Below are 16921 nucleotides of genomic sequence, written 5' to 3'. Positions count from 1 at the left end.
AACCGGAAGGCTTCTCGACCACCAAAAAATGAGGATGCCAGACATGAACCCAAAGCCCTGCGAGGGATCGTTCTTCAGAAGATTCCGATGCCTCGGACATCGCTTAGAGGCGACCACCACGTCGATGGCCCGGACGACACCAATAAAGCAAGACCATCACATTGAGGACGCCCAACACAATCGAAGCCACCCCCAACACAATCGCTTGTTCGCCACCTCCAAATGCCAGCAAAGAGAGGCGCACAATGCCGTAGGGCAGAGATCCAGCCAAAGCCATCGACAACGAGACGATGGCCAAAATCACGCCCCAGTGACGCTCACAGAGCAAACCAGCAGAGGCCACGATCCCAACGATTGCCGCAGGCCAGGCCAACGCGAATGCCACGCTGATCGTGGCGGCCTGAAGGCTGGATGTGCGGAAAGCAACAAGACCAATGACTGGCAATGCCAGTAAATTCCCGATTAGTCCAAGCCAGGTCATCAACCAATAGCCGGGCAACTTGGGACCCATCGAAGATCAGACCAGGAATTGCCACCGTAAACACCGGAGTGTCAGTTCTCGTCATCCAGCAAAGTCTCAAGGGTGGCGAGCAGCAAGGCAATCGCTTCTGCCCTGGTTAAGGCAGCGTCACTAACCTCATCCACCCAGCCCTGGCAGAGCGTTTCGATTTCCTCAAACAAAGGGCCAGCACTACGCAGTGCCTCCATGACAGCGGCTGAGGAGGTTTCATCCCGTTCATCACCATCCATCACCACATAACGACGTCCGTCTTCCCCCATGTAGGTCAGACGGCCCTCTGCATCGATATTGGGACCCGTAATAGGCGTGATCGGTGCGTCCTCATCCATCGCCTAACCCCGCTGCAGCAGAGCTCTTGGGAGCAAGTCGCCTCAAGCGATCGCCACAAAAGCCTCGAAACAATGCCTTGACTTCAGCCATCGGTAATCCCTGCACCAGCCTTGCCTCAATTTCATCGCGGCGCTGGGACTGGTGATACAACCGCAATTCCTGAAACGAACTCAACGATTGCTTCGCGATCTGGGCAAGGGCGCTGCCAATCAGATGATCTGGCAAGAGAGGCCCCTGTTGACAATGCTGCATCACGTGCGCTGATTCATGGGCCAGCACAGTCCAAACGTGAGCAGGATCGTTCTGAAGGTTGTTCGAGCACAAGAGCAAGACATTGCGTCCGGTATGAAAGGCACCAAAGAGCCCAGGGGGGCAGTCTTTGGCCACCAAGGTTTGCGTACCTGCCCGCCGCAGAAGAGAGGAATAGCTACCGATATCAGCCCATGACTGGGCATTCACTGGAGTTCCAAGCGAGCTTGCCCCCATCCAAGGGGCCCCCATCACAACGAGAACCAGCCACGAGGAACGAAGAACGGATTGCCACATCAACGACCCAGCCGACGCCTGATCTCATTCAAGACACAGGAGAGATAAATGAGAATGCACGGTTTCGGATCTACAGATTTGCGCCAGACCCAATCCCCTGCCCTGACCCAACGTCAGACAGGCAAGGCCCAAACGTGCAAACACTGTCAGTGCTGGATCAAACGCTCAACGCTGGGGACTTTGTCGCGGAACGACTGCTCGCGATCCACTCGCGTATTGAGGCGAAGAGTGGTGTGAATCCTCGGCACCCCCTCGCCATGCAGGCGCTCATGACAGCGCTTCACGCAAGCAAACACTGCATCCCAGTCCCCCTCAATCGCCGTTCCATTGGGCCCGAGCTCGTACTCAAGCCCCGACTCTTTGATCAGCTCATGACAGATCGCCACCCACGGCGCCAGCGAACCTTCAAGGCCCACAGGCACAACACAGAGATCCACGCTCACATTCATGGCATTCGAGCTCAATGGACCGAGGTGTTCTCTCCTCCATCACGAAGACAGGCCTGGGGGTAGCGAATCGTTCTCCAAGCGCCACAGCTTGTTTGCACCTCCAAGCCGATCCCACGCTGCTGAATGGAGAGATCACGCCCCTGACCAGAACACCAGCTCTGGGCCGCCGCTTCAGCGGCATCCATCGATTCATAGGGAGCGTCAAGCACAGGATGAGGACTGCCATCCAAAGCAATCAATCGATATAAAGAACGAACAAGTTTTGACAATGTTCCAATCACGCATCTGTCCCCAGTCTTCCACTTCTGTGCGACAGAATCAAAGACGAAGCTAGAAGACAGCCGAAACGTCACGTTCAGCTCACGATGAGCCACCCAAAACTCCTAGTCGCCTTTGAACAACTGATGGCACGCGCGCCTTCGGCCCTGTTCAAACGTGCGCGACGCCTCTATCTCGACAAATACCCCCTAGACGGTCGCGATTCCAGCAGTGCATTGCGCTTGTTTGTGGCGAAAGAACGGGTCGAAGAATGGGTCGAGCCAGACCCGGAAACAGCACCCACAGGGAAGATTGCTGTCGTAACGATTCGGCCAACACTGCTCTCTTTGGTGCACTGGCAACAGAACGATCCAGCATCAGAACAGACATGTGCCGACTACCTCGAAAACACCTGGGGACTCGATCCCAGCTGTTTTAAGGCGGTCAACGAGCCCTGGTTTAGGAACGGGGGTTATCAGAGCCAAGCACAGGCCCCTGAGGGGTTGATCTGGACCCGCCGCTCTGCCTTCACAGATCACAATTCAAGAGACAGCCAGGAGGCAAACGAGGCTCCGTAACAATGACAAGGGCTGAAAACAAAGGAAAACCTGTAGGCCGAAAGATCGAGCAGCGGCCACCGCTAACCCGGAATTAAGCCTTGAGTGAAAATTCCATGAGAGCCCCTGCTGCTGAACGCTACGTACTGCGTGAAAACTGCACTGGCAGCTACTTGAGCCTGAATCATCAAACCCAGTCGATTGAAGGGGTGTCCAGCGTGGAAGCGGCTTGGAACTATCACAGCCATGAAGGGGCTGTGAACCACGCCTTATTAATCGGCCAGACCCATGGAGAAACGCCTGACGTGGTCAAACTCGCTTAGAGCTCATCCTCGACGCTGGTTTTGATCAAACAATCGCTGAGGGGATAGCTCACACAAAGCAAGGACAACCCCTTCGACATCTGATCGTCATCCAAAAAGCTTTGATCAGCCTGATCAACGCTTCCTTTGAGGATCTTTCCAGCGCATGTGCTGCACGCACCAGCTCGACAGGAATAGGCCAGATCAATGCCTTGCTCCTCGGCTGCATCAAGGATGTATTGATCATCGGCGCAACTAAAGCTGGATCCACCCTCGATGCTGATTGTGAAAGAAGCCATGACTCAATAAGAGATCAGCTTCTTGATAACGAGGTTTGAGTGCACAGTCTTGGATCGTCAGAGATCCTTAACGCTTAATCGCGAGCATCACCCTGGAATGAAGTGCCTCAGCCGGCGAGACTCAGGAGCCATTTGCTGTTGGAGATCGGCGGCACTGGCATTGGTTTGCTCACGTTGCTGAGCCTGAAAGACATCGTCTTCGGTGATCGTGAGACCACGCGATTGGGCCAGAGTGATCAACTCCTCCAACGGCAATGGCTGGGCAAGTTGCGCTGCCAAATCCGGATCGTCATGACGTGAGCCAAGCAATTGATCGAGATCTTGCAGCGACATAGCCCAGGGGCAACTGAACTTGATTTACACCAGCGCCCCACCCTTTCAAGGTTCAGCCCGCAACAACCTGACACCGTTTCAGGCACAGTCAGCCTGAAGTCAGCATCATGCTCAGACAAGAAAAAGCCTTCTCGCTCACCATGGGTTCCCGATGGCGTGTCATCGAAGCGGTGGCCCTACCAATGCTCACCCTGTTATTCCTGGGACTTTGGCAGGGATTCCGTCATCAAACCGAAGCCATACGCGCCCTTCGACGTCAACTTCATGAGCTTGAGCAGCAACACACTGAGGTGAACAACACCAGCCTGATGGAGGAACAACTGGAGTTCCTGCAACGCCGCCAACAATCACTCGAAACACAAATTGGAGACATGAAGCGAGCCCAGCAGCGATGGCGCATGCAAGAACGGCAACGGATGCAGCGCTCAGAGCCGACGCCGCCACCATCGATGGACTTCATCCCTATCCCTTAACCGCATCCCCACTGGCACTGGGAAGAATGAAACGCTGAAGCAGCACAAACATCACCAACACGGGAAGGATCGACACCACAGAGCCGGCCGCAACAATCCGCCAATCAAGAGAAAAACTGCTGGCCAATTGCTGCAGTCCTAGCGGCAAGGTGAACAGAGCTGGATCATCCAGGATCACCAAGGGCCAGAGGAAGTCACTCCAGGTACCGATAAACACGAACATCGCCAGGGTGATCAGATCCGCCTTAGCGGCAGGAATCATCACGTTCCACCATTCGCCGAGCTTGCTGCAACCATCGATGCGTGCAGCTTCTTCCAGCTCAACGGGGACACCAAGAAAGCTTTGACGCAAGAGATACAGCCCAAAGGCGGTTGCCGCCTGAGGAATCACAAGGGCGATCAGGGTGTTGCGCAAGCCAAGCTGAACCATCAGTAGATACAACGGAATCATCACCACCTGGAAAGGGATGAGAATCGTTGCCACCACAAGGGCCAAGACAAGCCCCCGACCAAAAAAGCGCATACGCGCCAGGGGGTAAGCCGCCAGGGAGCAGAACAGAAGATTCGCCACCACTGCAAGGAAGCTGACAACTGAGCTGTTGACGATGTAGGTCCAAAGCGGGTTATCACGAAACAGCCTCCCGTAGGCATCGAGGCTGGGCTGGGTCGGAAAGAGCGAAGGCGGGCTCGTGAAGATGTCCTCAGCAGGGCCTTTCAAAGACGTGCTCACCAGCCATAGAAGCGGAACCAGCACAGCAAGTGCCAGCAGGATCAACAGCAACAGCTGCAGCAGGGGAGCTGGACGCAGGGTGGATTTGAGCGACATGGGGCCCTAATTAATGAACAGGGCTTGAATCCAGCGCAGCCATATCCCGTTGCGGATGAATAGTGGGTCCTGCTGTTCCTGCAACCAGACGATTCAGAGCATTCACAAAGGCTTCAGCGGCGGCCACCACCACATCCGTATGCGCGGAATGACCGGAATAGAGCTGGCCATCTCGACGCAGTCGAATGGTGACATCACCCATGGCATCAATGCCTTCTGTGACCGACTTCACAGAAAACTCCACCAATTCATTGGGCTCACCTGCCAGTTGGTTGAGAGAACGGCAAACGGCATCCACCGGTCCGGTACCAACAGAAGCTGCGGTTTGCTCCTGGCCGTTCTCATCGGCAAGGGTCACCGTGGCTGTTGGCTGAAGACTGCTGCCACAGCTCACCTGCACCAGCTTGAGCTGATATTTGGCATCTGGTTGTTGCACCTGAACGCTGACGATCGATTCGAGATCGCGGTCGGTAATTTCCCGCTTGCGATCAGCAAGGTCCTTGAAGCGGGCAAAGGCATCATCAAGGTCCTCACGGCTGAGGTCATAGCCGAGCTCTTCGAGGCGGGCCCGAACAGCGCTGCGGCCGCTGAGCTTGCCCAACGAGATCCGATTATCGGTGAGCCCAACCGTGCGCGCATCAACGATTTCGTAGGTGAGCCGGTTTTTCAGCACACCGTCTTGATGGATTCCCGATTCATGAGCGAAGGCATTGGCACCCACAATCGCCTTATTAGGTTGCACCACCATTCCGGTGAGATTGGAGACCAGGCGAGAGGTCTTCGTGATTTCCTCCGTACGCACTGCAGTGAGCGGGGTTGGTGAATCCTCCTCACGTCCAAAGAAGGAATTGAAATAGCGCCGGCGCACATGCATCGCCATCACAAGCTCTTCCAAAGCAGCGTTACCGGCGCGTTCGCCGATGCCATTCACGGTGCACTCCAGCTGACGCGCCCCCGATTTCACGGCCTCTAGGAAATTGGCAACTGCCAGCCCAAGATCGTTGTGGCCATGCACGGAAATCACCGCGTCATCAATGTTTGGCACATGCTGATTGATACCAGCAATCAAATTCCCAAATTCGGAGGGGGTGGTGTAGCCCACCGTGTCTGGAATGTTCACGGTGCTAGCACCAGCAGCGATGGCCGCTTCGATCACCTCGTACAAAAACTCAGGGTCGCTGCGACCCGCGTCTTCACAAGAAAATTCAACGTCATCCACAAAGGAGCGGGCGTAGGCCACCATCTCTGGAACGATGCCGAGCACATCTTTACGGCTCTTGCGCAACTTGTGTTCGAGGTGGATATCACTGGTGGCAATAAAGGTATGGATGCGTCGTTTAGGGGCCGGTGCAACAGCGTCAGCGCAGGCCTTGATGTCGCCGCGAGAGGCGCGGGCCAAACCACAGATGATCGGGCCATTTTCACCACCAACCTGTTGGGCAATGCGCTGCACAGCAGCGAAATCTCCATGACTCGCAAACGGGAATCCAGCCTCGATGACATCCACGCCAAGACGGGCCAGTTGCTGGGCAATCGCAAGCTTCTCCTCAAGATTGAGGCTGGCCCCTGGGGATTGTTCACCATCTCTAAGAGTGGTGTCGAAGATCAAAACGCGACCTGGATCCTTGGCCATGGCTAAAGCCTCGAAGGGTTTTAGTCGGAATGACTATGAGTTACGCCACTCTAAGCGAGACGGGCGTTACGAGCCGGCTGTTTTAGGGAGAAATGCCGGTACATTCAAATGACTAACAGAGAGAGTGAGCATTGGCCCAAGGAGCACTAGCCCTTGTTCTCCATGCGCACCTTCCTTACGTGCGGGCAAGCGAGGCGAACTCGCTCGAAGAAGACTGGTTTTTTCAAGCGCTTGTCGAGTGTTATCTCCCACTTTTGGAGATGTTGGAGTCTGCGGCGAGCGACCCTGCCCAGCAAGCACGCCTCACAATGGGGATCTCACCGACCCTGTTGTCGCTGCTTGCAGACAACACACTCCACAAACGCTTCCCAAGCTGGGTTCAATCACGTTTGCTGCTGCTGCAACAGGCCCCCAGCGATCGCAAAGCAGCTGCCGTGCATCTGCAGAGCTGCTTTGAGCGCTATCTCCTGAGCTGGCAGAACAGCAATGGTGATCTGATCAGCCGTTTCCGAGCCCTGCAACGACAAGGATTGCTCGACCTGCTCACCTGCGGGGCAACCCACGGCTACTTGCCACTGCTGCGAGAACATCCAGAAGCGGTGCGGGCCCAGTTGCGCACGGCAGTCCGCGAGCACCAACGCCTGATCGGCGAACAGCCTCTAGGGATCTGGCTGCCGGAATGCGCCTATTACGAGGGGCTGGATCGCTGGATGCGCGATGCCGGACTGCGCTACGCGGTGCTCGATGGCCACGGACTTCTCCACGCCAAACCAAGGCCGAGGTATGGGGTCTACGCCCCGATCTGCAGCCGCAACGGTGTGGCCTTTTTCGGGCGGGACAGTGACGCAACGCTGCCGGTCTGGTCTGCTCGCGATGGCTACCCCGGTGATCCCGCCTACCGCGAATTCCACCGCGATCTGGGCTGGGATCTGCCGCAAGAACAGATCGAATCCTTTGGCTTACCCACCCAACGCCCCCTCGGCCTCAAACTGCATCGCGTGAGTGATCAACGGGCTCCGCTTGAGGCCAAACAGCCCTATGAACCTGAGCTCGCTCAGGCCCGCACAACAGACCATGCCAAGCATTACCTGGAGGGGCGGCGCCTCCAACTCGAAGCCCTTGAAGAGCGCATGGATAACGCCCCGTTGTTGGTGGCACCCTTCGATGCTGAATTGTTTGGACATTGGTGGTTCGAGGGTCCATCGTTTCTGGCTGAGCTCTTCCGCCAAGGACCGGAGCAGCAAGTGAGGTTCACCACCCTGCGTGGCGTGCTCGACCAACAACCCAACCTGCAAATCTGCGATCCCTCCCCTTCCAGCTGGGGACAGGGGGGATTTCACGATTATTGGCTCAACGAAAGCAACGCCTGGATCATTCCGGAGTGGAGCCGTGCTGGACGAGCGATGAAAGAGCGCTGCAGTCGTGGGGTGGGAAGTGAAATCGGCATGCGCATGCTCGATCAAGCGGGCCGCGAACTGCTGCTCGCACAGTCGTCGGACTGGAGCTTCATCCTTCGGGCGGGAACCACAACCGACTTAGCCAAAGAACGCATCAAGCGGCACCTGGAACGGTTCTGGACCTTGATGGCCTGCATCGATGGCCGAGACAGGATGAACGACGCTTGGCTAAGTGACGTGGAGGCGGAAGATTCTCTGTTCCCCTTGATTCAGCCTGCTGATTGGAAACGCGTGGCAATTAACAGCTAAACAACAACTCATCAAGAGATCAAGACGACTTCGCGGGCGCCCCAAGCACCAACCCTCTCCGAACATCCCAAGGCGAAATCGCAAAGAGGCGCAGCATCACACCCATCAAGCGAGGTAGGGGCAACGTGTTGGTGAGAAAACCGCTCCACTCCTCTTGGGGCAATTGAAAAAAACTGGTGAAGTGTCGGCGCAGTAATTGTTCATCGAAACCCATCAAGCGGCCCAGCCCAAACTGAAATAAGCGGTGACGAAGCACCAATTCCCAAGGCCACAGCGCCTGCCAACCAAGACGAGCCAACTCTGCTGAACCAAGCCTGGGTTGTTGCTTCAGTGCCGCGGCCAGGGCATCCGCCAATCCAGGTCCACGACGAAGCAAAGCCCCCAGCATGTAGCCCGAGGCTGGATGCACCATGCTCGCCGCGCCGCCGAAGGCAACCAACGGTTGATTGAAATCCGGCAGCGGCAAATTCATCGGGAACAAGCAATGCTCTACCTCCATGACCTCAGTGATTTCCACATCCGCGTTGGCTAGACGTTGTGTTAATCGCTGCTTCAACACAGCCTCAGAGACAGCCGGTGCCAAGGCCAGCGACGTTTCCTCCACAAAAAACACCCCGTCACCGAAATCCATCGCATACAAGAAGGTGGGGGGCTCGTTGCGTTGCTCCGCAGTGAGGTGATCACAGCGAAAATCCATCAACACAAAGCGGCCTTGGTCGACCGGAGGCTTGCTGAAGCGACCCACCACGCCATAGGCAGCCTGGCCAGCCACTGGCCCCTGATCTGGCCGACGAATATGGGAACTGCGATGCCCTGAGGCATCGATCACCACCCGAGCCATAAGCTGCAACCCCGATGCGCAATGCACGCTGGTGACAGCACCCTGCAACTCGATGCGCTCAACACGGTCTTGATGCCAGGTCATGCCCTGGCAATACCCCAGCCAATGCTCCTGAAGCTTTTGGCGATCAAACAGCCCGTAATCCATCCCATGGGGCGTGGGTTGATCTTCTGAGTCCGAGCCACCAGCGCCATAAAAACTCACCGTGTTGCTCCAGCGGTGCTCGAGCAAATGTTCGAGACCCAACAGCTCCAGTTCCTTTGCCCAGATCCCATAGGTGTTCGGCCAAGGTGCCTCCACCGAATTCGGTGCAATTCCCTCGACCAAAACCCCGCGCCGATGTAGCTCTGAGCTGATGCAAAGGGCGGCAGGACCGCCCCCAATCACCAAAACATCCGCACAATCGGCCAAGGTCAACCCTCAGCTGATGGGTCAGACGACTCTTCTGGAGTGGGTGCCTGTTCAGCAACAACGTCAGGTGCGGTATCGCTGTTGGGGTCACCGGCGGAATCGGATTCGGTGTCGTCATCCGTTTCGGCCTCAGGTGGAACCAGCACCACATCGGCTAAACGGTCGCCCTTATCCAGCCGCTGCAAGCGAACGCCAGTAGCTGCGCGGGATTGCTGGGGAATGGCATCAGCGCCAGTGCGCACAATCACTCCCTTTTCACTCACCAGCAGCAGCTCCTCTCCGGCTCCCAGCACCCGCAAACCCACAAGCTCATCGGCATCGGTGCGGAACTTCATGGCGCGCAGCCCCATCCCAGCCCGTTTCTGCAAACGGAACTGGGTCACCGGCACCCGTTTCCCTAAACCGGAGGCCGAGGCCACCAGGACCCAAGGGCCCTCGGCTGCAGCGGTTTCGCCGCCATCACTTCCCTCGACGTCCTCATCGACACTGGCAGCGATTTGATCAGCCAACTCCACCGGCAGTACATCCATACTTACCAAGCTGTCGCCCTCTCGCAAATTCATCGAGCGCACACCACGAGCTGTTCGGCCTAGGGGCCGCAACTCGTTATCACTGAGCCGGAAGTGAATCGTCATTCCCGCCCGTGAGCCAATCAAGACGCTGTCTCCTGGCACAGCAAGCCGCACCCATGTGAGGGCATCACCCTCTTCCAAACCAATGGCAATCAAACCGTTGGAGCGGATGTTGCTGAAGGCCGAAAGCCTGGTGCGCTTGATGTATCCACCGGTGGTGAGCATCAACAAGTCGGTGTCATCGTTGAACTCCGACACGGCCAACAAGGACGTAATCGCTTCTTCCCGAGGGATCGGCAACAGCTGCACAATCGGAGTGCCCTTTGCAGTCCTGCTGCACTGGGGAACGCGATAAGCAGGAACGGCATAGGACACACCCCGATCGCTGAACAGCAACAAGGTGTCGTGGTCGTTGCAGCCAATGAACAACTTGACCGCTTCTTCTCCTTGACTGCGCGTACCGGCCTTGCCTCGGGTGCCGCGACTGGTGGCTTCAAATTCACTGACCGGCATCCGTTTGAGATATCCGGTTTCGGTAAGAAGCACCACAGAACGCTCATTAGCGATCAGATCGATGTCTTCCAGGCCACCAGCAAGATCAAGGATCTCGGTGCGGCGAGGAACGGCGTGGCGATCTCGCAGCTGCCCCAGTTCATCTTCAATGATTCCGAAGACCCGCTCCCTGCGGCCAAGAATGTCCTTGTAGTCGGCGATCTTGGTGACCAAATCCTCATGCTCAAGGCGGATTTTGTCAGCCTCTAAAGCAGTCAGACGCCGGAGTTGCATCTGCAAGATGGCATCTGCTTGCACAGCAGACAGGCCATGGAGCTCCTGCAACTGCGTGCGCGCTGTTGCCGTATCGGGTGCTGCACGAATCAGGGCAATGATCGGATCGAGTTGGTCCAGGGCCAGGAGCAAGCCCAAGAGGATGTGATCGCGCTCTTCAGCCTTCCGCAGCAAATAGCGCGTACGACGTTCAATCGTCTCAACTCTGAAGTCGAGGAACACCTCGAGCATCTTGCGCAATGTGAGCAAAATCGGCTCACTGTTGACCAACGCCAGCATGTGGGCGCTGAAATTGCTCTGAAGTGGGGTGAGTTTATAGAGATTGTTCAGCACCACCTGCGGATAAGCATCGCGACGCAGCTCCACCACAACGCGCATGCCATCGCGATCACTCTCATCGCGAATATCGGAAATACCTTCCAGCTTCTTGTCGTTGACCATCTCAGCGATGCGTTCAATCATCGCCGCCTTATTCGTTTGGTAAGGCAGGGCCGTGATCACCACCGCATCACGATCCGGGCGACCGGGCGCCTCGATCGTTTCGATACCAGCAACCCCTCGCATCGTCACCGAGCCGCGCCCGGTGAGGTAGGTCTCACGAATTCCGCTGCGACCCAGAATTTGTCCGCCGGTGGGGAAGTCAGGTCCAGGGATCAGAGCCATCAGCTCCTGATCCGTGATCTCAGGGTTTCGGATCAAGGCCAACAAACCCGTAATCAGCTCTCCAAGGTTGTGCGGGGGAATATTGGTGGCCATGCCCACCGCAATCCCTGCTGATCCATTGAGAAGAAGCTGGGGAATCCGCGATGGCAGAACGGTGGGTTCTTGCTGCGAGCCATCGAAATTGTCGGCGAAGTCAACCGTTTCAGCCTCGATATCTTCGAGAAGGCTGTCGGTGGTGAGCGCCTGCAACCGCGATTCCGTGTACCTCATGGCAGCAGGTGGATCGTTGTCGACCGAGCCGAAATTTCCATGGCCATCGATAAGCGGCATGGACATCGAGAAATCCTGGGCCATGCGCACGAGCGCGTCATAAACGGCCGTATCACCGTGAGGGTGGTACTTACCCAGCACCTCACCCACCACACGGGCACACTTGCGGTAGGGCCGATCGCTGGTGAGCCCAAGCTCGTACATGGCGTACAAAATTCGCCGGTGCACAGGTTTGAGACCATCTCGAGCGTCGGGTAGCGCACGCCCAACGATCACGCTCATCGCGTACTCCAGATAGGAGCGCGACATCTCGTTGCGCAAATCTGTCTGGATGATCCGATCGTCGGATTCGCCGGGACCGCCGCTGCCGGGTCCCACTGGATCCGCCATACAAGACCTATTTGCCTTAAGTCAGCTTATCGCGAGAAGGAAGATGCAAAACGTCAGCTTTTGCTGCGTCTTCAAAACAGCACGTGACAACGCCCTTAAGCTTGCGCAACTCGCTAAGTGCTGCTGAAGCCATGGAAACCGATCCGATCAATCCGGCATCCTCTGACTCCAGTCCATCGATGGAGATCAAAAGTACCGAGCCGATCGAATCAGGCGAAGCAGCAGCCGCTCCAGTACCAACCGATCCCGTAGTCGCTAACGCAACAACCCCGCTTCAATCCGAAAACAAAGCACCAGACCCTGTGACAACTCAGGATCCTGTCGTCGCATCGCATTCAACACCCGCAGCCGCCGAGCCCACAGAAGACGCGCCAGCAAAAGCCGAGCCAGCAGAAGCCGAGCCAGCAGCATCCGAAGCGATCGCTGAGCGCATCCAGGTTGCAGCCACAACCTCATCCAGTACCGACGACAACTCCAGCGAGGGTGGGGAATGGGACCTACTCAGCTCCAAAGTCCGGCAGTGGTGGGATGACAACAACCTTGTTGACCTCTGGCAACGCTCCCGCAGGCCCCTGTTTTTGGTCGTTGGCTTGATTGCGTTGACCCTGCTCATCAGGATTTACAGCGGAGTCTTAGCGGCGATTGGCACCATCCCTCTCGCTCCAAGATTGTTTGAACTGGTAGGCCTGGGTTGGATGATTTGGTTCTCCGTGACACGACTGATTCGCAGCGAAGAAAGAAAAGCTCTGCTTGCAAATCTGAGCAGCATTTGGTCCGCCTTCAGGGGCTCGGTTCGACCCTGATCACTGCCACGCAATGCATGACCAGTTGGTAGTTTGTGCTGATCTTTAGTACGACTAGCGGTGGACATTCAGCTCGGACGCTCCAAAGTTGTTCGCCGGGCCTATGGCATCGATGAGATCGCCTTGGTGCCAGGGGGTCGCACGGTTGATCCGGAGGTCACCAACACCAGCTGGTCACTGGGAGGAATTGAACGAGAAATCCCGATCATCGCCAGCGCGATGGACGGGGTGGTGGACGTGGGAATGGCGGTACATCTCTCCCAACTCGGAGCTCTTGGCGTCTTGAATCTGGAGGGAATTCAGACCCGCTATGAGGACCCCACCGAGGCCTTGGATCGCATCACATCCGTCGGCAAGGACGAATTTGTGCCGTTGATGCAAGAGATCTACAGCCAACCCGTTCAGGAAAGTCTGATTCGCAAGCGAATTGAAGCGATCAAATCTCAGGGCGGAATTGCGGCTGTGAGCGGCACCCCAGTGGCGGCCTTGCGCTTTGGCAAGGCAATTGCAGAGGCGGGGGCCGATCTGTTTTTTGTCCAAGCCACCGTGGTCTCCACCGATCACATCGGTCCCGAAGGGCAAGAGACCCTCAATTTGGAAACGCTTTGCCGCGACATGGGTGTGCCCGTGGTCATCGGCAATTGCGTCACCTACGAAGTCGCCCTGCAACTCATGCGCGCTGGTGCTGCAGGCGTCATGGTGGGGATTGGCCCTGGTGCAGCTTGCACCTCCCGTGGTGTCCTCGGAGTCGGCATTCCCCAAGCCACCGCTGTTGCCGATTGCGCCGCTGCACGCTCTGACTATGAAAAGGAAAGCGGTCGCTACGTCCCGATCGTGGCTGATGGAGGAATCGTCACCGGTGGTGACATCTGCAAGTGCATCGCCTGTGGTGCTGATGCCGTGATGATTGGATCGCCCATCGCCCGCTCAGAAGAGGCACCAGGCCGTGGATTCCACTGGGGGATGGCCACTCCAAGCCCAGTGCTACCTCGGGGCACTCGAATCAACGTTGGCAGCACCGGCAGCCTCGAACGCATCCTGCGAGGTCCAGCCAAACTTGATGATGGAACCCACAACTTGCTCGGTTGCCTGAAGACATCGATGGGCACTCTTGGAGCACGCACCATCAAGGAAATGCAGAAGGTTGAAGTGGTGGTGGCGCCATCACTGCTCACAGAAGGCAAGGTGTATCAAAAAGCCCAACAATTAGGAATGGGGAAATAAGCATTAATCTCAGGATGTGCGGGCTGCGGCCCACACACTCCTCACACCCCCCGGCCCGACGCGTTCGGGCTTTCTGTCTTCACCTGACGGCTCGCAGCTCGACCCAAAACCGTCACAGATCTGTAGAGCCCCCAAAGATTCCGAGAAAACTTGGGAAGTGGTTGCTAAATTCACTTGGTAACGACGACAAATGGAATGTCCAGCGCTACCGCTGTAACCGACGCATCCTTTGAACAGGATGTCCTTCAAAGTGACGTTCCGGTCTTAGTTGACTTCTGGGCTCCCTGGTGTGGCCCTTGCCGCATGGTGGCTCCAATTGTTGACGAGATCTCCAAGGAATTCGAAGGCAAAATCAAAGTCTTCAAGCTCAATACCGACGAGAACCCGAACGTCGCTAGCCAGTACGGGATTCGTAGCATCCCTACGTTGATGGTGTTCAAGGGCGGTCAGAAGGTTGACACCGTCGTAGGCGCAGTTCCCAAAGCCACGCTCTCCGGCACGATTTCGAAGCATCTCTGACCCGTAGCTGGTCTTCTCCATTCGCATTGCAACTGATCCCCATGTCTCGTTCAGTTCAGACCATTGGACTGATCGATTACGGCATGGGGAATCTTTTTTCTGTTCAAACCTGTTTTAAGCGCTTGGGGAGTTCCCTCAAGGCTGTGCAACATCCTGGGGATTTAGAAGGCTGTCAGGCCTTGATCCTTCCTGGGGTGGGCGCCTTTGATCCAGCGATGGATCGCTTAGAAGCCACAGGGCTGATTCCTAAATTGATTGCTTGGAACAAAGCAGATCGTCCACTCCTTGGAATTTGCTTAGGTTTACAGCTGTTGTTTGAGTCCAGCGAGGAAGGCCAACGCAAGGGTCTTGGCTTGCTCCCTGGACGTGTCAAACAGCTTCCCAAGGAGCAGGGAGAGCGCATCCCTCACATGGGCTGGGGAAGGCTGCAGATCGATCGCCCCTCACCCCTTCTTCCAGATCCGTCCAGCGCTGAATGGATGTATTTCGTTCATTCATTTGCCGCTGTGCCCGAGGACACTCAGGATCGAGCTGCAAGCGTGGAATTCGGATCAGGTCATGCCACGGCTGCGGTTTGGCGCAAACGGCTGGGGGCCTGTCAATTTCACCCTGAGAAATCGGCCCTTACAGGGCAGCATTTGCTGTCGAGATGGCTGGAATGGCTGCACCAGGGCGCTCCGTTGATGCCGTGAGCGGCCTGCTACGTCTCAGCGGAGGCCGTCGCTTACGCAGTCCTGTTGGAACCAACACCAGACCCACCACAGCCCGTGTCCGCGAAGCAGTGATGAACATGCTCGCCTCAGAGCTGCAGGATGCCTCCTGGCTCGACCTTTGTAGCGGCAGCGGCGTCATGGGGTGCGAAGCGATCGAACGCGGCGTGAGCAGGGTTTGGGCCGTGGAGAAGGATCCCAAAACAGCATCCATCTGCCGAGACAATCTCGTGATGATCGCGGGAGGGCGATCACCCTCTCCTGCCATTGAAGTGATCCGTCGAGATCTGGTGAGCTGGCTTAAAACGGGCCGTCCAAGCGCCCTAACCGCCTTCGATGTTGTCTATTTCGATCCTCCCTATGGATCAGACCTTTATGAACCAACCTTGCTTGCATTGCTTGAGGGCAACTGGGTGAGCAGCCAGGGATTGGTGATTTGTGAACACGCCCGCCATCAACAATTGACCCCACCGGCGCCCTGGCGGGTGATGGATCAACGCCGGTATGGAACAAGCGCCCTGTTGCTACTCAGCCCCCCAGAGCACTACCCCGGCGGTACTGATTCCAAGCGGCAACAAACAACCCCATCAGGGTGATCGGGATCAAACCCAACACAATGCCGCAAAGAAGGGGTTCGATCATGCCGTCGCGCGCAATGAAAAGATCAAGCACAATTGTTTCATAATCTGGTCTCTTCTGTGACGGCACCGTCATCAACTGCTGCAGCAATCCCAGAGCGGAGTCGAGGGCTCATCGCGGCCCTTACCGTTCTCGCGGCAATGGCTTGCATCGTGTTGTTGGTCTGGATGCTGGGCAACACGCGACAAGATCCATACACCAAAGCAACTCTTGCCCTGGAAGGATCGGAGCAGCACGGCGGTCAGATGTTCCGCATCAATTGCGCCGGATGTCATGGCATCGCAGCCCAGGGACTGGTTGGACCGAGCTTGAAAGGCGTCAGTGATCGGCGTAAGGACATGCAGATCATTCACCAGGTGGTGAGTGGTGAAACACCACCCATGCCCCGCTTTGAAATCGAGCCTCAAAACATGGCTGACCTGCTCGCCTATCTCAAAACACTCTCTTGACATTGGCTGTGGTGCTGGTCGAGCCAGCGGGACCTCTCAATGTGGGCAGCGTGGCCCGATTGTGTGCCAACTACAACATTCAAGATCTCAGGCTGGTGGCACCCCGTTGTGATCCAGGTGATCCAGAGGCTGTGCGCATGGCCGTCCACGGTGATGCCGTTCTTCAAGACGCCGCGATTTTTCCCTCGTTGATCGAGGCCGTCGCGGATTGTCATCAGGTGGTAGCCAGCTGCGGGCGGATCGATCACGGCGAGATCCCCCTGCAATCACCCGAGGAGATCGCGCCCTGGATTCAATCGGCCAGGACGCAAGGCCTGCGCTCGGCCCTGGTGTTTGGAAGGGAGGATCGAGGGCTCTCCAATGACGAACTCCTGATCAGCCATCGGGTTTTTAAGTTGCACACCGGAGATGT

The 16921-nt window shown here is 56.7% G+C and carries 22 protein-coding genes and 1 pseudogene; 11 read left to right on the top strand and 12 right to left on the bottom strand.

The features are described from left to right. Positions 1 to 103: 103 nt before the first annotated feature. From NCN04_RS01350 to NCN04_RS01330, 5 genes are all read right to left on the bottom strand, one after another. Positions 104 to 511: a hypothetical protein gene (locus tag NCN04_RS01350; protein ID WP_048346224.1), complete on the bottom strand. Its 408-nt coding sequence runs from the start codon at positions 509 to 511 to the stop codon at positions 104 to 106. A gap of 41 nt (positions 512 to 552) precedes the next feature. After that, on the bottom strand, positions 553 to 849 hold the full coding sequence (locus NCN04_RS01345; protein WP_250394931.1) for a hypothetical protein: 297 nt from the start codon (positions 847 to 849) through the stop codon (positions 553 to 555). Beyond that, on the bottom strand, positions 842 to 1396 hold the full coding sequence (locus NCN04_RS01340) for a hypothetical protein (protein ID WP_502988734.1): 555 nt from the start codon (positions 1394 to 1396) through the stop codon (positions 842 to 844). The genes NCN04_RS01345 and NCN04_RS01340 overlap by 8 nt, the downstream gene beginning before the upstream one ends. A gap of 146 nt (positions 1397 to 1542) precedes the next feature. Continuing rightward, entirely contained in the window at positions 1543 to 1845 is a 303-nt protein-coding gene (locus NCN04_RS01335) for an MTH1187 family thiamine-binding protein (RefSeq protein ID WP_048346222.1), read from the bottom strand. A gap of 11 nt (positions 1846 to 1856) precedes the next feature. Then, on the bottom strand, positions 1857 to 2054 hold the full coding sequence (locus NCN04_RS01330; protein WP_371190320.1) for a hypothetical protein: 198 nt from the start codon (positions 2052 to 2054) through the stop codon (positions 1857 to 1859). 156 nt (positions 2055 to 2210) lie between these two features. On the opposite strand from NCN04_RS01330, the gene NCN04_RS01325 reads away from it, so the two are divergent. Together NCN04_RS01325 and NCN04_RS01320 are read left to right on the top strand one after the other, a co-directional pair. After that, complete coding sequence (locus tag NCN04_RS01325) at positions 2211 to 2681, top strand: hypothetical protein (protein WP_250394929.1); 471 nt, start codon at positions 2211 to 2213, stop codon at positions 2679 to 2681. Positions 2682 to 2776: 95 nt separating this feature from the next. Then, positions 2777 to 2983 carry a hypothetical protein gene (locus NCN04_RS01320; RefSeq protein ID WP_048346220.1) on the top strand — a complete coding sequence of 69 codons (207 nt, stop codon included), beginning with the start codon at positions 2777 to 2779 and terminating at the stop codon, positions 2981 to 2983. On the opposite strand, the gene NCN04_RS01315 is transcribed toward NCN04_RS01320, so the two are convergent. Both NCN04_RS01315 and NCN04_RS01310 read right to left on the bottom strand, forming a co-directional pair. After that, the gene (locus NCN04_RS01315) at positions 2980 to 3261 is read right to left on the bottom strand and encodes a 2Fe-2S iron-sulfur cluster-binding protein (protein ID WP_011618915.1); all 282 of its coding nucleotides are present in this window, start codon (positions 3259 to 3261) and stop codon (positions 2980 to 2982) included. The genes NCN04_RS01320 and NCN04_RS01315 overlap by 4 nt on opposite strands. 87 nt (positions 3262 to 3348) lie before the next feature. Then, entirely contained in the window at positions 3349 to 3594 is a 246-nt protein-coding gene (locus tag NCN04_RS01310) for a Nif11-like leader peptide family natural product precursor (protein ID WP_011618914.1), read from the bottom strand. A 107-nt stretch (positions 3595 to 3701) separates the two neighbouring features. Here NCN04_RS01310 and NCN04_RS01305 point away from each other — a divergent pair, with 107 nt between their 5' ends. Further along, positions 3702 to 4067, top strand: a complete 366-nt coding sequence (locus tag NCN04_RS01305) for a hypothetical protein (protein ID WP_250394928.1) — start codon at positions 3702 to 3704, stop codon at positions 4065 to 4067. Here NCN04_RS01305 and NCN04_RS01300 read toward each other — a convergent pair. After that, the gene (locus NCN04_RS01300; protein ID WP_250394927.1) at positions 4057 to 4893 is read right to left on the bottom strand and encodes a carbohydrate ABC transporter permease; all 837 of its coding nucleotides are present in this window, start codon (positions 4891 to 4893) and stop codon (positions 4057 to 4059) included. The genes NCN04_RS01305 and NCN04_RS01300 overlap by 11 nt on opposite strands. A gap of 10 nt (positions 4894 to 4903) precedes the next feature. Next, positions 4904 to 6526: a 2-isopropylmalate synthase gene (locus NCN04_RS01295; protein ID WP_250394926.1), complete on the bottom strand. Its 1623-nt coding sequence runs from the start codon at positions 6524 to 6526 to the stop codon at positions 4904 to 4906. A gap of 131 nt (positions 6527 to 6657) precedes the next feature. On the opposite strand from NCN04_RS01295, the gene NCN04_RS01290 reads away from it, so the two are divergent. Next, positions 6658 to 8232 (top strand): glycoside hydrolase family 57 protein, encoded by a 1575-nt coding sequence (locus tag NCN04_RS01290; protein ID WP_048346217.1) that lies wholly within the window; start codon positions 6658 to 6660, stop codon positions 8230 to 8232. Between the two features lie 19 nt (positions 8233 to 8251). Here NCN04_RS01290 and crtL read toward each other — a convergent pair whose 3' ends face one another. Next, positions 8252 to 9484, bottom strand: coding sequence for a lycopene beta cyclase (gene crtL / locus NCN04_RS01285; protein WP_250394932.1), 1233 nt, complete (start codon positions 9482 to 9484; stop codon positions 8252 to 8254). A 2-nt stretch (positions 9485 to 9486) separates the two neighbouring features. Further along, a complete protein-coding gene (gene gyrA / locus NCN04_RS01280) occupies positions 9487 to 12165 on the bottom strand; it encodes a DNA gyrase subunit A (protein ID WP_048346216.1) in 2679 nt (892 codons plus the stop codon). An 83-nt stretch (positions 12166 to 12248) separates the two neighbouring features. Between gyrA and NCN04_RS01275 the strand changes: the two genes are divergently transcribed. The 5 genes and pseudogenes from NCN04_RS01275 to rsmD form a co-directional block, all read left to right on the top strand. Continuing rightward, positions 12249 to 12968, top strand: coding sequence for a CAAD domain-containing protein (locus tag NCN04_RS01275; RefSeq protein WP_250394925.1), 720 nt, complete (start codon positions 12249 to 12251; stop codon positions 12966 to 12968). Between the two features lie 60 nt (positions 12969 to 13028). After that, positions 13029 to 14192: a GuaB3 family IMP dehydrogenase-related protein gene (locus NCN04_RS01270; protein ID WP_250394924.1), complete on the top strand. Its 1164-nt coding sequence runs from the start codon at positions 13029 to 13031 to the stop codon at positions 14190 to 14192. Positions 14193 to 14387: 195 nt separating this feature from the next. Beyond that, positions 14388 to 14711, top strand: a complete 324-nt coding sequence (gene trxA, locus NCN04_RS01265) for a thioredoxin (RefSeq protein WP_011618905.1) — start codon at positions 14388 to 14390, stop codon at positions 14709 to 14711. A 41-nt stretch (positions 14712 to 14752) separates the two neighbouring features. Then, on the top strand, positions 14753 to 15403 hold the full coding sequence (gene hisH, locus NCN04_RS01260) for an imidazole glycerol phosphate synthase subunit HisH (protein ID WP_250394923.1): 651 nt from the start codon (positions 14753 to 14755) through the stop codon (positions 15401 to 15403). After that, positions 15361 to 15939 (top strand): annotated as a pseudogene (gene rsmD, locus NCN04_RS01255) (16S rRNA (guanine(966)-N(2))-methyltransferase RsmD); the annotation flags it as partial. The gene hisH and the pseudogene rsmD, both read left to right, overlap by 43 nt. Positions 15940 to 15949: 10 nt before the next feature. Here rsmD and petG read toward each other — a convergent pair. Next, positions 15950 to 16063, bottom strand: coding sequence for a cytochrome b6-f complex subunit V (petG, locus tag NCN04_RS01250; RefSeq protein ID WP_071778027.1), 114 nt, complete (start codon positions 16061 to 16063; stop codon positions 15950 to 15952). 56 nt (positions 16064 to 16119) lie between these two features. Here petG and NCN04_RS01245 point away from each other — a divergent pair, with 56 nt between their 5' ends. Together NCN04_RS01245 and NCN04_RS01240 are read left to right on the top strand one after the other, a co-directional pair. Further along, positions 16120 to 16509, top strand: a complete 390-nt coding sequence (locus tag NCN04_RS01245) for a c-type cytochrome (RefSeq protein WP_048346212.1) — start codon at positions 16120 to 16122, stop codon at positions 16507 to 16509. Beyond that, positions 16506 to 16921, top strand: a 416-nt coding sequence (locus tag NCN04_RS01240) for an RNA methyltransferase (RefSeq protein ID WP_250394922.1), incomplete at its 3' end; no start/stop codon positions are given. The genes NCN04_RS01245 and NCN04_RS01240, both read left to right, overlap by 4 nt.

Source organism: Synechococcus sp. MU1655, assembly GCF_023630655.1.
In the GTDB taxonomy this organism is placed as follows: Bacteria; Cyanobacteriota; Cyanobacteriia; order PCC-6307; family Cyanobiaceae; genus Synechococcus_C.
This window is presented reverse-complemented; position numbering and strand designations above follow the sequence as displayed.

Excerpts from the sequence above, each read along its gene's own strand:
- NCN04_RS01340 (WP_502988734.1), bottom strand. The coding sequence starts at position 1,396 with ATGTGGCAATCCGTTCTTCGTTCCTCGTGGCTGGTTCTCGTTGTGATG.
- NCN04_RS01295 (WP_250394926.1), bottom strand. The coding sequence starts at position 6,526 with ATGGCCAAGGATCCAGGTCGCGTTTTGATCTTCGACACCACTCTTAGA.
- trxA (WP_011618905.1), top strand. The coding sequence starts at position 14,388 with ATGTCCAGCGCTACCGCTGTAACCGACGCATCCTTTGAACAGGATGTC.
- NCN04_RS01305 (WP_250394928.1), top strand. The coding sequence starts at position 3,702 with ATGCTCAGACAAGAAAAAGCCTTCTCGCTCACCATGGGTTCCCGATGG.
- NCN04_RS01310 (WP_011618914.1), bottom strand. The coding sequence starts at position 3,594 with ATGTCGCTGCAAGATCTCGATCAATTGCTTGGCTCACGTCATGACGAT.
- hisH (WP_250394923.1), top strand. The coding sequence starts at position 14,753 with ATGTCTCGTTCAGTTCAGACCATTGGACTGATCGATTACGGCATGGGG.
- petG (WP_071778027.1), bottom strand. The coding sequence starts at position 16,063 with ATGATCGAACCCCTTCTTTGCGGCATTGTGTTGGGTTTGATCCCGATC.
- NCN04_RS01300 (WP_250394927.1), bottom strand. The coding sequence starts at position 4,893 with ATGTCGCTCAAATCCACCCTGCGTCCAGCTCCCCTGCTGCAGCTGTTG.
- NCN04_RS01345 (WP_250394931.1), bottom strand. The coding sequence starts at position 849 with ATGGATGAGGACGCACCGATCACGCCTATTACGGGTCCCAATATCGAT.
- gyrA (WP_048346216.1), bottom strand. The coding sequence starts at position 12,165 with ATGGCGGATCCAGTGGGACCCGGCAGCGGCGGTCCCGGCGAATCCGAC.
- NCN04_RS01335 (WP_048346222.1), bottom strand. The coding sequence starts at position 1,845 with ATGAATGTGAGCGTGGATCTCTGTGTTGTGCCTGTGGGCCTTGAAGGT.
- NCN04_RS01320 (WP_048346220.1), top strand. The coding sequence starts at position 2,777 with ATGAGAGCCCCTGCTGCTGAACGCTACGTACTGCGTGAAAACTGCACT.
- NCN04_RS01315 (WP_011618915.1), bottom strand. The coding sequence starts at position 3,261 with ATGGCTTCTTTCACAATCAGCATCGAGGGTGGATCCAGCTTTAGTTGC.
- NCN04_RS01350 (WP_048346224.1), bottom strand. The coding sequence starts at position 511 with ATGGGTCCCAAGTTGCCCGGCTATTGGTTGATGACCTGGCTTGGACTA.
- NCN04_RS01325 (WP_250394929.1), top strand. The coding sequence starts at position 2,211 with ATGAGCCACCCAAAACTCCTAGTCGCCTTTGAACAACTGATGGCACGC.